The sequence below is a fragment of the Vibrio sp. 10N.222.47.A9 genome, from assembly GCF_963872585.1.
Lineage (GTDB): Bacteria > Pseudomonadota > Gammaproteobacteria > Enterobacterales > Vibrionaceae > Vibrio > Vibrio splendidus.
This window is the reverse complement of the sequence record NZ_CAWNBB010000001.1, coordinates 41,908-54,714: the sequence shown is the minus strand read 5'-3', so window position 1 is coordinate 54,714 and position 12,807 is coordinate 41,908. Positions and strand designations below refer to the sequence as shown.

At 44.3% G+C, this 12,807-nt stretch carries 13 protein-coding genes; 5 read left to right on the top strand and 8 right to left on the bottom strand.

Annotated elements, in window-relative coordinates; all coding sequences use genetic code 11:
* Nucleotides 1-4 precede the first annotated feature (4 nt).
* Nucleotides 5-196: a hypothetical protein gene (locus tag AACT19_RS00255; RefSeq protein ID WP_004735192.1), complete on the bottom strand. Its 192-nt coding sequence runs from the start codon at nucleotides 194-196 to the stop codon at nucleotides 5-7.
* 283 nt (nucleotides 197-479) lie between these two features.
* Nucleotides 480-1,817 carry an amino-acid N-acetyltransferase gene (gene argA, locus AACT19_RS00250; RefSeq protein WP_065682557.1) on the bottom strand — a complete coding sequence of 446 codons (1,338 nt, stop codon included), beginning with the start codon at nucleotides 1,815-1,817 and terminating at the stop codon, nucleotides 480-482.
* A 163-nt stretch (nucleotides 1,818-1,980) separates the two neighbouring features.
* On the opposite strand from argA, the gene AACT19_RS00245 reads away from it, so the two are divergent.
* The 4 genes from AACT19_RS00245 to csdE all read left to right on the top strand — a co-directional run bounded on the left by AACT19_RS00245 (nucleotide 1,981) and on the right by csdE (nucleotide 5,073).
* Complete coding sequence (locus AACT19_RS00245) at nucleotides 1,981-2,454, top strand: DUF2850 domain-containing protein (RefSeq protein WP_004735194.1); 474 nt, start codon at nucleotides 1,981-1,983, stop codon at nucleotides 2,452-2,454.
* Between the two features lie 81 nt (nucleotides 2,455-2,535).
* Nucleotides 2,536-3,648, top strand: a complete 1,113-nt coding sequence (gene mltA, locus AACT19_RS00240; RefSeq protein WP_083717857.1) for a murein transglycosylase A — start codon at nucleotides 2,536-2,538, stop codon at nucleotides 3,646-3,648.
* Nucleotides 3,649-3,761: 113 nt separating this feature from the next.
* Entirely contained in the window at nucleotides 3,762-4,571 is an 810-nt protein-coding gene (gene tcdA, locus AACT19_RS00235) for a tRNA cyclic N6-threonylcarbamoyladenosine(37) synthase TcdA (protein ID WP_004735196.1), read from the top strand.
* Between the two features lie 73 nt (nucleotides 4,572-4,644).
* Nucleotides 4,645-5,073, top strand: a complete 429-nt coding sequence (csdE, locus tag AACT19_RS00230) for a cysteine desulfurase sulfur acceptor subunit CsdE (protein ID WP_004735197.1) — start codon at nucleotides 4,645-4,647, stop codon at nucleotides 5,071-5,073.
* 75 nt (nucleotides 5,074-5,148) lie between these two features.
* Here the strand turns inward: csdE and csdA are convergent, their stop codons facing one another.
* From csdA to AACT19_RS00215, 3 genes are all read right to left on the bottom strand, one after another.
* A complete protein-coding gene (gene csdA / locus AACT19_RS00225; RefSeq protein ID WP_076644744.1) occupies nucleotides 5,149-6,360 on the bottom strand; it encodes a cysteine desulfurase CsdA in 1,212 nt (403 codons plus the stop codon).
* An 87-nt stretch (nucleotides 6,361-6,447) separates the two neighbouring features.
* Nucleotides 6,448-7,341 (bottom strand): 2-dehydropantoate 2-reductase, encoded by an 894-nt coding sequence (gene panE, locus AACT19_RS00220; RefSeq protein ID WP_076644743.1) that lies wholly within the window; start codon nucleotides 7,339-7,341, stop codon nucleotides 6,448-6,450.
* 110 nt (nucleotides 7,342-7,451) lie between these two features.
* The gene (locus AACT19_RS00215; protein ID WP_004735200.1) at nucleotides 7,452-8,252 is read right to left on the bottom strand and encodes a nucleoside-specific channel-forming Tsx family protein; all 801 of its coding nucleotides are present in this window, start codon (nucleotides 8,250-8,252) and stop codon (nucleotides 7,452-7,454) included.
* A 586-nt stretch (nucleotides 8,253-8,838) separates the two neighbouring features.
* Here AACT19_RS00215 and AACT19_RS00210 point away from each other — a divergent pair.
* Nucleotides 8,839-10,185, top strand: coding sequence for a DUF4397 domain-containing protein (locus tag AACT19_RS00210; RefSeq protein ID WP_076644742.1), 1,347 nt, complete (start codon nucleotides 8,839-8,841; stop codon nucleotides 10,183-10,185).
* A 73-nt stretch (nucleotides 10,186-10,258) separates the two neighbouring features.
* Here AACT19_RS00210 and AACT19_RS00205 read toward each other — a convergent pair whose 3' ends face one another.
* From AACT19_RS00205 to AACT19_RS00195, 3 genes are read right to left on the bottom strand one after another with little or no spacing between them, the layout of a single operon-like run.
* Nucleotides 10,259-11,617, bottom strand: a complete 1,359-nt coding sequence (locus tag AACT19_RS00205) for an AmpG family muropeptide MFS transporter (RefSeq protein WP_017079927.1) — start codon at nucleotides 11,615-11,617, stop codon at nucleotides 10,259-10,261.
* 54 nt (nucleotides 11,618-11,671) lie between these two features.
* Nucleotides 11,672-12,220 carry a peptidylprolyl isomerase gene (locus tag AACT19_RS00200; protein ID WP_017079928.1) on the bottom strand — a complete coding sequence of 183 codons (549 nt, stop codon included), beginning with the start codon at nucleotides 12,218-12,220 and terminating at the stop codon, nucleotides 11,672-11,674.
* Nucleotides 12,220-12,789 (bottom strand): YajG family lipoprotein, encoded by a 570-nt coding sequence (locus tag AACT19_RS00195; protein ID WP_076644741.1) that lies wholly within the window; start codon nucleotides 12,787-12,789, stop codon nucleotides 12,220-12,222. The genes AACT19_RS00200 and AACT19_RS00195 overlap by 1 nt, the downstream gene beginning before the upstream one ends.
* Nucleotides 12,790-12,807: the final 18 nt, after the last annotated feature.

The following is a 12,807-nucleotide window of genomic DNA, read 5'->3' as shown; positions in this document are numbered from 1 at the left end:
GTTATTAAGACTCTTTGCTTAAAAACGCTCGAGTGAACGATATATGGTTTATCTTGTACTTTGCTTGGCAATTCAAAATAAACTCTTTTAGATTCTCGCTAACAGGGAACACGCAGTGTACGTCTAGCCCTTCTAAGAATTGGTTATCAGCCATATCCCAAAAACTTTGCAGCGAGTTACAAACAATGGTTCTCATATCAATGTTGCTCTTTTTGCTGTTTATATTAACGAGCAGAGCTAATGGTTAGCATGCTGACCGTCAACGGGTATAGCAATCCGTGCAGTGACCATCTCAATGAGTTCGATATGACTATCGAGATGGCAATTCCAATAAAAACATTTGTTAATATTATAAAGCGCCTAAATTCTATACAATTATTCGTGTGAGTGAAAGTGCATATTTGATAAATCTCATATAGTAAACGATTACATTTGCAATTATTTTTCCATTAAATTGAGATTCCGCTCCAAAACTTTATTTATACGTTTAGCGCTAAGATTTTTGAGTTTCTCTGATAGTTGTATAGCCCTTGTTTTTCCATCGGTAACTCGTCCACGCCTATCTCGTAAAACCCCTGCTCACGGAACCAGTGAAGGCTGTGCGTAGTAAGGACAAAGATCTGGTCGATATCACGAGATTTTGATTGGTGGCGCATGTAATCCAGCAGTAACTGGCCACGGTTTCCATCGCGATAGTCTGGGTGGATAGCAACACAGGCCATCTCTGCCATGTGGTCTTCTGGATACGCGTATAGCGCAGCGCAGCCAATAATTAGGCCGTCTTTTTCGATAATGGTAAAGCGATAGATCTCTTGCTCTAACTGCTCTCTTGAACGGCGAACTAAGATGCCTTGTTCTTCCAGTGGACGAATGAGGTCAAAGATGCCACCGATATCATCAATCTGAGCTTGTCTTACTTGCTCGGCACTTGCCATGACCACTTGGGTGCCAATACCATCAAAAGAGAATAGCTCTTGAATTAATGCGCCATCCACTTTGTAGCTGATTAGATGACAACGAGGCACTCCAGCACGACAAGCAGAGATAGCCCCTTTTAAGAAGCGTAACGTACCAGTGCTCATATCTTCTTTAGGGTTCTGAGATTCCGTTAAGCGTTCTAGAATTTGCTTGGCGTCTTTAGGGAAGAGTTCGGCGAGCACATTACCGTTTTGATCCGTTACCCCTTGCTCAGAGCAAAAACCAATCAGCTTGTCGGCCTTTAAACGAATAGCAACTTGGGTTGCGACCTCTTCAGAAAGCAGGTTAAAGCTTTCGCCAGTCACGGAGCTAGCTATAGGCCCTAGAAGGACGATGGAGCCTTGGTCAAGTGTGCGATTAATCCCTTCGATGTCTATTCTACGAATACGCCCGCTGTGGCAATAATCCGTACCATCATCGACACCTAGCGGCTGAGCGGTAATGAAGTTACCACTCATCACATTGAGTTGAGTGCCTGCCATAGGGGTGTTGTTTAGGCTCATTGAAAGTCGAGCTGTGATAGCCAGTTGTAGTTGACCAGCAGCCTGCATCGCGACACCTAAAGAATATTCGTCAGTAACTCTAATATTCTTATGGTAAGGCGTGTGGCAATCTTGCCTTGCTAATAGTTGGTTGATCTGCGGTCTTGCTCCGTGAACGAGAACAATTTTTACCCCAAGGCTGTGGAGTAAGGCTATATCGCTAATTATGTTGCCAAAGTTTCTATCGGCAACGGCTTCGCCACCAAGCATAATAACCATGGTTTTGCCACGGTGAGCGTTCACGTAAGGGGTTGATTGTCTGAAACCTTTTACTAGCGCTGTACTTCTTAATTTCACAGAACAAGTCCATTTGTGTTTATTTATTCGTTAATTTAGCATTTAAATTCAAATATAAACAACAACTTTTTTGGAATAAAGCGCAAACTATTCTCATCTAGGGTTCATTATATAAACTGTCTCAGTGTAGAATGCATATAGCATCTTTATGAGTCGTAACCGAATGCAACAAGCTCCAGCAACAAAGAACAAAATCGATGAGATTACCCAAGGCCTCTACAGTGAAGTTGAGCAACGCAATCAATCTAAGTTGAAGCGTAAGATTATTGAACGCTGTTTAATGGTTTTAGCTTTGGTGGGATCGTTTGCTGTGGTTTCCTTGTTCGGTGATGTGCTTTCCCGAGTACAAGATGCGGCAACGCCCGACAATCTGATATACGGTACGTGGGTAGAGCAGGACGTTGCACATTATGCGACAGACGAATTTCGACTAAATGCTAATGGCGTGTCAGTGCGTGGGTCTGTTGTTTCGACGAGTTTTGACTTTGATGGTAACTACTTCGAATATAAAGCGGGTGATAAAACCTATCGCTTCCGCATGACCAATTCTGACAACACAGAAATGGTGCTCGATTCTGATAATCACTACAATCCCGTCTTCCGCCTTAAAGGCCATATCGAGAACTCAGTCCGATAGGTTATCTTATTGTAAACTCTTACAATCTACGATTGTGTTATCTGACTGTTTTTGTCATCCTCGATGCATAGAATTTTTAGGATGACTCTTGTGATTAAAAAATGGCTTCCCCTTGTCGCTGCCTCTTTCTTATTTGGCTGTGCTCAACCGACTGATCTTGCTCAACAACACCTTGATGACGAATTTTCTCGCACCTTAAATAAGGTCGATCAGGTTGAATCCAATAAACCAAGAGACTACACCGCATTTGCAGAGCAAGCTGAAATGGTGGTTTCTAAATCCCCTTCGATGGCTAAAATCTATGAGCCGCTTTATCAGCAACTCAATGAGTGGGCGATGCAAAGTGGAGATCCAAGCGAGCTCGCTAACTTTGGCGTTCAAACTGCTCAATTGGGTGGTGGTGATAAGCAAGGCAACGTTTTGTTCACGGGGTACTTTTCTCCTGTAATGGAGCTACGCCACGAAGCCAGTGAAGAATACCGTTTCCCAGTTTACGGGCTTCCTGAGTGTGGCAAAGAGTGCCCAACACGCGAAGAGATTTACAATGGCGCATTAGAAGGTCAAGGTCTTGAGTTAGGTTACTCGGCGAGCCGCATCGATCCCTTTATGATGGAAGTGCAGGGCAGTGGATTCGTGCATTTCGGTGATGACGATACGTTGCAGTATTTCGCATACGCGGGTAAGAACAATAAAGCTTACGTGAGCATTGGCCGTGTTTTGATCGAGCGAGGCTTAGTTCCACGCGAAAAAATGTCGCTAAAAGCAATCAAAGAGTGGATATTGGCAAACGATCCTGAAGTAGTCAAAGAGCTGCTTGAGCAAAACCCATCTTTCGTGTTTTTTGAAGCGAGAGACGACCTATCAGTAATGGGCAGCGCGGGCATCCCTCTATTACCTATGGCGGCAGTCGCGGGCGATCGCTCTATATTGCCTATGGGGACGCCAATCCTGGCTGAGGTTCCATTATTGAATGCAGACGGTACTTGGAGCGGTGCGCACCAACTAAGACTGTTACTTGTTTTGGATACCGGTGGCGCAGTTAAGCAGAACCATTTGGATCTCTACCACGGTATGGGGCCAAGAGCGGGAACGGAAGCGGGTCATTACAAGCATTTTGGTCGTGTATGGAAGCTTGGCTTAGATGGCAGTGCAACCGAAGCGCCTTGGGCTTTACCTCCTGAAAAGGTCGAGTAAACAACAATAAAATAGGGCATTGAAAGCGAATCGCTAATCCCCTAGACTTTTAATTCAAGAGTGCGTATAAAACGCACTCTTTTCTTTTTCTCAGAAATAAATTGGCGGCAACAATGCGTGAATTGACCACTCCAGCTTCAGAAAACTATGACCAACGATTTGGTGGCACTCGTCGCTTATATGGCAATAGTGAAGTCGACATACTTAGAGCAGCACACGTGTGTGTGATCGGTATTGGCGGTGTAGGTTCATGGGCTGTTGAAGCGCTTGCTCGTACCGGTTTAGGTGAGCTGACTTTGATCGATATGGATGATGTGTGTGTGACTAACATCAACCGTCAAATCCACGCAATGTCGGGTACCGTCGGTAAGAGCAAAATCGAAGTGATGGCAGAACGCGTCAAACTGATTAACCCTGAGTGTAAAGTGAACCTGATTGACGACTTTATTGGTCCTGATAATCAGGCTGAATACCTATCGAAAGAGTTCGACTTTGTGTTAGATGCGATTGATAGTATGAAAGCTAAGGCTTCACTGTTGGCATATTGTCGTAGTAACAAAATTAAGGTGATCACCACCGGTGGCGCGGGTGGGCAAGTCGACCCGACTCAAATCAAAGTGGCCGATCTGACTAAGACGATTCAAGATCCGCTAGCGAAGAAGCTAAAAGATACCCTTCGTCGTCATCATAATTTCCCTATGAACCCTGCGCGTAAGTTTGGTATCGATTGTGTGTTCTCGACTGAGCAACTGAAATACCCTCAAGCCGACGGCAGTGTATGTGCTGCGAAAGCAACAGCGGAAGGTCCAAAACGCATGGACTGTGCGACGGGTTTTGGCGCTGCGACAGTGGTCACCGCGACTTTTGGTTTTGTGGCTGTTTCACGTATTGTTGAAAAGCTGATTCAAAAGCACTCTAAGTAGTTCTCTATTATTTGCTTGAGAACACTAAACCATTGTTACCTTTACATTTAGTCATAATCTATTGGATATTAAAATGATGTCATTCCCAAGCTCTCCATTCGGCACTGAAATTACCAGTGATGATATTGTCGCGAAGATGCAGACATTCAGCGGCTGGGAAGATCGTTATCGCCAAGTGATTCAATGGGGTAAGAAATTACCTAGCATGCCTGATGAGCTGAAGAGTGAGCAGGTTGTAGTTTCTGGTTGTGAAAGCCAAGTGTGGCTAGTTTCTCAGAACATCGACGGTGTTTGGTGTTTTTTTGCTGATTCTGATGCTCGTATCGTTCGCGGTCTGATTGCATTAGTGATGGCTGCGTATGATGGAAAAACATCAGAGCAGGTTCAAGCGTTTGATATTGATGGTTACTTTGAAAACATCGGTTTAATCACCCACCTAAGCCCATCTCGCGGAAACGGATTAAAAGCGATTGTTGCTCAAATCCAAGAGTTAAGTGCTTAATATCACTCAGATACACAGAAACAAAAAGGGTTGACGCTAAACGCCAACCCTAAATAATTTGCTACTCGCCATCCCCTAAAGCATATCAACGGCTTTTTCTATCGCAGCTATAAGCTTATCAACGTCATCCATGTTGTTGTAAATACCAAATGAAATTCGAACCGTTCCTTTCACATTAAGTGCATCCATTAATGGGTGAGCACAATGATGTCCTGCACGTACCGCGATGCCCTGCTGATCCAGTAGGGTCGCTATATCTTGATGGTGAACACCATCCATCACAAAAGTAATCACACTTGCGTTGGGTTGATATCCCAATATCTGAATATCATCCAGTTTACTGAGTGCACGGTAGGTTTCGCGCTGAAGCTGGTGGATATGATTTTCGACATCTTGTTGTGCAAAACCACTTAACCATTCTATTGCGGTGCTTAATGCTATCGCTCCCGCCACATTTGGCGTGCCCGCTTCAAATTTCCCCGGCAGTTCTGAAAAAGTGGTGCCAGAAAAAGAGACGCGATCAACCATTTTGCCACCACCGTGCCAAGGTGGCATCGCTTCGAGCAATTCAAGCTTGCCGTAAAGCACACCGATACCCGCAGGGGCATAGAGTTTGTGCCCAGAGAATACGTAGAAATCCGCACCTAAAGCAGCAACATCAATAGGCTCATGAACGATCCCTTGCGCGCCATCGACCACAACAATCGCATTCATCTTGTGTGCTTTTTCTATGACAGCTTCAATTGGCTGACGAGAACCCGTCACGTTGGTTATCTGAGCCAATGCAACAATCTTGGTTCGTTCATTTAAAAGCGTATCAAACGCGACTAGGTCAAATTCGCAATCCGATGTCATCGGTACTTTAACGACTTTAGCCCCGGTTTGTTCTGCCACAATTTGCCAAGGCACTATGTTGGCGTGATGCTCCATTTCGCTAACCAAGATCTCATCGCCAGGCTGAAGGGTACTTCTTGCGTAGGTTTGAGCGATCAGGTTAAGTGCTTCGGTGGCACCGCGAGTCCAAATGATCTCTTTTGAAGATCTTGCACCAATAAACTGAGCGACCTTATCTCTTGCCGCTTCAAACTGACTGGTCGCGTTCGCTGTTAAGCTATGACTACCACGGTGAACATTGGCATTTTGTTTGGAGTAATATTGGCTAATGGCATCAATAACCACCTGAGGTTTTTGTGTCGTTGCCGCGCTGTCTAAATAAATCAACGGCTGTTGATTGATGGTTTGTGATAGCGCAGGAAACTGCTCTCGGATGTGATTGATATCAAGCATCTATTCTTACCTAAAATCTTGGATATTGGAGCTAGCGTAATGCTTAGCGGTATTGTTATTTTATCGCGACTTGTTAACCGTTGCTGACTAATCTTGATGATTCCAGCGATTTTCTTGCCCTTTGACCTGAGCGAACAGTCTTTGGTTAACGGGAACGTCTATCTGATGCTTGAGTGCAGTCTTAATAAGGTAGCCGTTAATGAAGTCGATCTCTGTCTTACGTTGGTAAAACATATCTTGCTTCATGGATGAATTGTTCTGCGCCGTGGCTTGGATAACCTGTTTGACGCTTGCTTCCAATTCATCGAATGAACAAACGATCCCTTCGGCTTGCATAACCTGCGTGAGCTCTTTAACGATAGAACTCAAAATATCCTCAAACCTTTTATCTGCAAGCTCGCCATTCTTGATCTGTTCAAGGCCCGTGAGTGGGTTGATCGCACAATTGATGGCGAGCTTAGTCCAAAGCGCGGCTTCTATTTGTGGGTTCCAACGCACAGCAGGGAGAGCATCATCTAAGACATCAACTAAAAACGTACACTGTTGGCCAGTTTGGTTGAAAGCACCCAATTGAGTTTGGCCGATTCCTGTGTGAGATACATTATTGCGGTCGGGTTTGAATGCAGCTTGAGTAGTCGTCGCCAATATTATTGGATAAGCATCAATTTGAGTAGCTATCTCATCAACCGCGCCCATTCCGTTATGCATGAACATGAGAATGGTGTCGGGATCGAGATGTTGAAGTAACGGAGTAGTGGCTTCTGCCACTTGCCAAGCTTTGACCGTGAAAATAACCAAGTCACTCGCTGATAGCTTTTCGATATTGTTGTTACTGAAGGAAAGGGAAGCTTGTCCATCAAGTGATAAGTCAATTGAGTTATCAATGGAACGACTCCACAAAGACACATTATGACCAGCTTGAAGTAGTTTTATTGCCCATAAAGAGCCGATGGCCCCTGGCCCAACAATAGTGATGTTCACAGCAATACCGAGATAAGAAAGTGATGCTGCAAGGATAGCGAGGCATTAAATGAAAGCAATAAAAAATGGCACCCGAGGGTGCCATTTAGGAAACTTTCTTAGAAGTTCAATTAGAACTTGTAAGTTACTGCTACGTAGTGACCGAAGCCTGAAGACTTAAGCGCATCGCTATCTTTGATGCCGTATACATCTTTGTAGCCTTTAAGGCCGTAACCTACTGCGAATTGATCTGAGTGCCAGTAGATACCGTTGTACATTGCACCACCGTTGCTAGCTGAAACGTATTCGTCTTTCATGCCAAATTGGTAGTCGATGTAACCTTGGTAAGAGATGAATGAACCGTTCTCAAAGAAGTAGAATGGTTTGAACCAGTTCATAGAAACTTGGTAGCCGTTCCAGTCTTTACGGTTGCCATCGTAAGTACCGTAAAGGTTAACGCCAACTTTACCAAACCATGGAACCATTACGTCAGAACCAAGACCGATTTTCTGGTTGTTTACAGAGAATGGGTTAGTTTTGTAATCAGTACCGTCCCACTCCATTAATGAAGCAACGTATAGCTCTTGTACTGGACCGAAAGATAGGTCTTTTCCTGTTAGGCCATCAATAGACATACGTGGAGCAAACTTCATGAAGATCTTAGGATCACCAACTTTATCGCTACCTTTGTCTGATGTTAGGTTGAAAACATCAACATAACCGTAAAGGTCAAAGATTCCCGAACGGCCGCCGAATTCCATCTCTAGGTAATCATGTGATGATTCACCTGGAAGCTCATCAAATGCACCCATAAGGTTGAATTGAAGCCATTTGTAATCGTTCTTGTGAGTATCGCCGTCAGAATAATCAGCTGCCATTACTGGAGCAGATACTGCTGCAAGTAGGCCAAGAGTTAAAAGTGATTTACGCATAATGGAACTCTCTATGTTTGAAATAAGTAACCCGCTAATCCGTGCGTGTTTATGATGTCCGAATGCCGAGCATAATAGCGATTTTGTTCTCAAATAAAAGTGAGACGGAGTGAAAATTGCAATTATTAAGGTGAGGTTGATCACACTAATGATCTAAATGATGGAACTTTAATGTATCAATGCATCTTGATGCACCTCTAATTCTATTGATTTTGTGAAATTAGATTATTTTGCGGATAAATAGGTGAAATACTGTGCTAAGCAAACGATTCTACTAATTAGAGTGACATGCATATCAAAATCAACAGTATTCCTTTCTAAGCGTTTTCTCTTTAAAAATGACTCATTCAAACCTCCTTTCAATCTTGTCTTTGATCTATTTTTGACCAACTGCGTAATGATGTTGGAATCAATTGATGAACAACTCATGTGATGACTGACTAGGAATTTCAACCTAGCTACTTTTTGAATCACGGAGAATTAAAGACAGTTCACTGCACTAGGTTTTGAGACAATTTTTAAAGATTAGTTATTGGACTAATCATTTGTGTGACGAACTGGTCTAACTTTTTTGGAGAGAAGACCGATGAAATATTCACCAGTACTCGCGGTAGCGATGTCAGCCCTGTTCATTGTGGGGTGTGATGATGACGATGAACCAACAACTCAACTACAAGCTGTACATGCATCGCCAGATGCTCCGTTGGCTAATGTCTTAGTAAATAGTCAGGCTCGTTGGAGCGGTGTCGATTATGCTCAAGCATCCGGATATGCCTCATTAGATCAAGGCCAAACCACTCTGCAAGTCGATGTCCAACTCCCAGGTGACGAAGTAGCGACTGTGATTCCGCCAAGCCAATTCGATTTGAGCGGTGATCTAGATTACACCGTAATGGTGGTCGGCGATGCTGATGGTTCTAATAACCCGGTTGAGGCTTTAGTTGTTACAAGGCCTGCTGAGGGAACGGCAACGAGTTCAAGTTTAGATGTGCAAGTTGTTCACGCGGCAACAGGGGTTGGGGATGTGAACTTATACGTAACGGCACCGAATGATCCATTGGGCGCTCCGCTTGGTACTCTAGGTTATAAGGATTTTACCGACGTACTCAATATCCCAGCAGGGCAATACCGTGTGAGATTAGAAACCGTGAGCGGCAGTGCTATTGCTTTTGACTCTGGAGAAATCACTCTTTCTGGCGGTAGCGAGCTAACGATTGCGGCGGTGCCAAGAGCTGATTCAAACAGTGCATCTCCGGTGAAGTTGATGGTGATGGATGGTAGCGGCTCATCTTTAATCTACGACATGGCAGAAACGGCAGAAGTAAGAGTGGGGCATTTGGTTGATGGTGCGCCGGATGTCGACCCATTTGTCAACGGTTCTGCATTTGCTCCACTTGCTGATTTAATGTTTAAAGAGATCCGTGGATTTTTAGATTTAGCAGCAGGGACTTACGATATTGACATCTTTGCCGATGGCACAACGACCAATGCATTGATTGATGCTGACGGGTTGGCTGTATTTGCCGGAATGGATTACAGCATTTATGCCGTGGGTACGGTAAGTCCACTCAATTTGGAACCACTAGTTGTCCCTGAAAACCGTCGCCCGGTTGCGACCAGTGCGGTGTTAAACATTACCCATGCTGCGGCAAACCCAGTTGCAGCATCGGTTGATATCTACTTGACTGAGAACGTGGGAATATCTGGTAGCACTCCGGCATTAAGTGATGTGAAGTTCAAAGATTACGCGAATGGTATTTATGTTGCAGCGGGATCTTACTACGTGACAATTACTGTAGCAGGAGACCCAACTACTGTTGCCATTGACTCTGCGCCTGCAACTTTGGCTGACGGTGTTGTTTATCAAGTCGTAGCGATTGATGACTCGACGGGAACTGGTTTTAACTTAATCGTAAGTAATACAACAGATTAGCGTTTAAGTCTCTGCTGGCAGAAAGTAAAAGAGGGTAGCACTGGGCTACCCTCTTCTCTTTTGTTTTTTACTCTTATTCGTGGTTGTTTTTGGCTTTTTCTAATAAATCAGTGAAAAAGTGGCGTAACGAGTAGAGCATGATCAAACTTGGAATCACCATTAATGACGTTAGTATAAAGAAGGTTGACCAATCATTGAGGAAGTCGACCAGCTCACCGCTAAATGAAGCCAGAGTTGTACGACCGAAATTTCCCAATGATGCTAGCAAGGCGTATTGCGTTGCCGAGAAAGCTTGCCCAGTTAGTAGCGTTAAGAAGGAAACGAATGCAACTGTCGAAAAGGCGGTTGTGAAGTTATCGACAATAATCGTTGCAAGGAATAAGTTTTCATTGGGTCCTACTTGAGCAATCCATGCAAACATTAGGTTGCTGGCTGCCATTGCTACGCCGCCAATCATTAGCCCACGTACAATACCAAATTTCACATTGAAGACACTGCCTAGCAAGGTGAAGAATATGGTTGCACCCCAACCAATTAACTTGGAGTAGTGGCCGATTTGTTCATTGCTAAAGCCTATCTCTTTATAGAAGGGAATAGACATTCTGCCTAAGAAGGCTTCACCTATCTTAAACAGGAATACGAACAACAGAAGCGTAATAGCGACTTGAACACCGTTTCGCTTAAAGAAATCGTAGAAAGGTTCCAACACGGTAACGCTTAGCCAGGCCACAACTTTAGAGCCCACAACTTTATTATGGCGCTGTTGTGCTTCTTTTTGTAATGCTTCACGTTGTGTTGTTGGTTCTCCGACAAATAGAGTGAATAGCATCAGAATGATGACGACACCGGCCATGCCGTAATAAACACCATTCCAACCTATTGTATCGGCATTGATAAATGCGAGGTAACCAGGAAGAGAGTAGCCTGTCCACCATCCCATCACTGCCATTGCGGATGCTTGCGGTAATTTGGTAGATTCAGATTTAGGAAATGAATCAATACGGAAGGCATCAATGGCTATATCTTGGGTTGCCGACGCAATCGCAATTCCGAGAGCCAGCATTGAGGTGAACATCAAGTCATTGGCAGGGTTAACCCCGGCAATGAACAGCGTGCAGATCAATACAAAGCTTTGGCATAGAAATATCCAACTGCGTCGTTGTCCCAATATCGCATGTAGAATCGGCAGTTTGACTCGGTCTACCAGTGGTGCCCAAAGAAAGTTGATGGCATAGACGGCGAACACACTACCGAAATAACCGATAGCAGCACGAGTTAATCCTGCATCTTTTAGCCAGCCTGACATGTTAGAGCCGATAAGAACCCACGGAAAGCCACTCGAACAACCCAACATAAACACCCAAAGTAGACGTTTATCTAGGTAGCTACGGAAAGTCTGCATCCAAGAAAGAGAGGGAGTGCCAGATGACATGGGGCGTCCTTGTATAGAAAAACGCCCTTAAGAGGTTAAGGGCGCTGTATGAAATTACTTAAGAAGTGTTACTTTGTTGATGATGATAGGGTCGGCTGGGATATCTGACATGCGGCCCATTCGCTTAGTCGGAATGGTTGCCATCTTTTGTACGACATCAAACCCTTCAGTTACCGTGCCAAAAACAGCGTAGCCCGGGTTACCACCTTTTGCATTCAAGAAGTCGTTATCCGAAAAGTTGATAAAGAACTGACGAGTCGCAGAGTCTGGAGCGTTAGTGCGAGCCATTGCGATCGTTGCTGTATCATTCTTTAGACCGTTACTGCCTTCATTTTTGATTGGGGCATAAGTCGCTTGTTGATTCATGTCTTGATCGAAGCCGCCACCTTGCGCCATAAAGCCAGGAATAACACGGTGGAAGATAGTGCCTTCGTAGCTGCCGTCTGCCACGTATTTTAGGAAGTTTTCAGTACTAACCGGAGCTTGCTCTTGGTTTAGCTCAATCGTGAAGTCACCTAATGTTGTTTCAACGTTCACTTTTGGGCCTGCCCAAACGCTCACGCTCACCAGCATTAATGCAATAGAAGTTAGAATACGGCTCATTAGAAACGTTCCTTCATGTAGTTTTGTAGTTCAGGGTCGTTCGCAATTTCAGTAAGAACCAAGTTGATCACATCGTTAAGAACCATTGAGATGTCGTCGTTTGAAGCACTTAGCGCTCCAGTACGAGTTGCGGTACCGTTGAATGTTTTAACGAGCTTACCTTCAGGTGTCTCGGCCGTTACTTCAAGCGTTACTTTACCGTCCATTTTGTTTTCCAGAATGGTGTGTTCTACGGTAACAAGTGCTTCTTGAATCTCTAAAACAATGGAGTTTTCACTGTTTACGCTTGCTCGAAAACCTTGAGACTCTAACTGTTGAGCTACTGCGTTCTCTAGCGAAATACGCATGTTTTGTTTAGCGTGAATTGGCTGAATGTTTGAACGGCCACTATCAACCAAGGCTACATATTGAGCGGCACGAACATCTTTACTGGTTAGTGTGTATGTTTTGCCTTGTACAAGGTTGCTTGAGCTTAGTGAAGCTTCTGGCATTACATTGATCTGTTCTTGCTGAGGGGCAGAACATGCTGTCAATGCCATAATAGAAGCAGCCAAAATCAGTTTTTTCATTCCTTTATCCTTTCTAAA

Coding starts and splice junctions, on each gene's coding strand:
- csdA (WP_076644744.1), bottom strand. CDS start 6,360: ATGCTTGATATCAATCACATCCGAGAGCAGTTTCCTGCGCTATCACAA.
- AACT19_RS00245 (WP_004735194.1), top strand. CDS start 1,981: ATGCAACAAGCTCCAGCAACAAAGAACAAAATCGATGAGATTACCCAA.
- AACT19_RS00210 (WP_076644742.1), top strand. CDS start 8,839: ATGAAATATTCACCAGTACTCGCGGTAGCGATGTCAGCCCTGTTCATT.
- AACT19_RS00215 (WP_004735200.1), bottom strand. CDS start 8,252: ATGCGTAAATCACTTTTAACTCTTGGCCTACTTGCAGCAGTATCTGCT.
- AACT19_RS00195 (WP_076644741.1), bottom strand. CDS start 12,789: ATGAAAAAACTGATTTTGGCTGCTTCTATTATGGCATTGACAGCATGT.
- csdE (WP_004735197.1), top strand. CDS start 4,645: ATGATGTCATTCCCAAGCTCTCCATTCGGCACTGAAATTACCAGTGAT.
- tcdA (WP_004735196.1), top strand. CDS start 3,762: ATGCGTGAATTGACCACTCCAGCTTCAGAAAACTATGACCAACGATTT.
- AACT19_RS00255 (WP_004735192.1), bottom strand. CDS start 196: ATGAGAACCATTGTTTGTAACTCGCTGCAAAGTTTTTGGGATATGGCT.
- AACT19_RS00205 (WP_017079927.1), bottom strand. CDS start 11,617: ATGTCATCTGGCACTCCCTCTCTTTCTTGGATGCAGACTTTCCGTAGC.
- AACT19_RS00200 (WP_017079928.1), bottom strand. CDS start 12,220: ATGAGCCGTATTCTAACTTCTATTGCATTAATGCTGGTGAGCGTGAGC.
- mltA (WP_083717857.1), top strand. CDS start 2,536: ATGACTCTTGTGATTAAAAAATGGCTTCCCCTTGTCGCTGCCTCTTTC.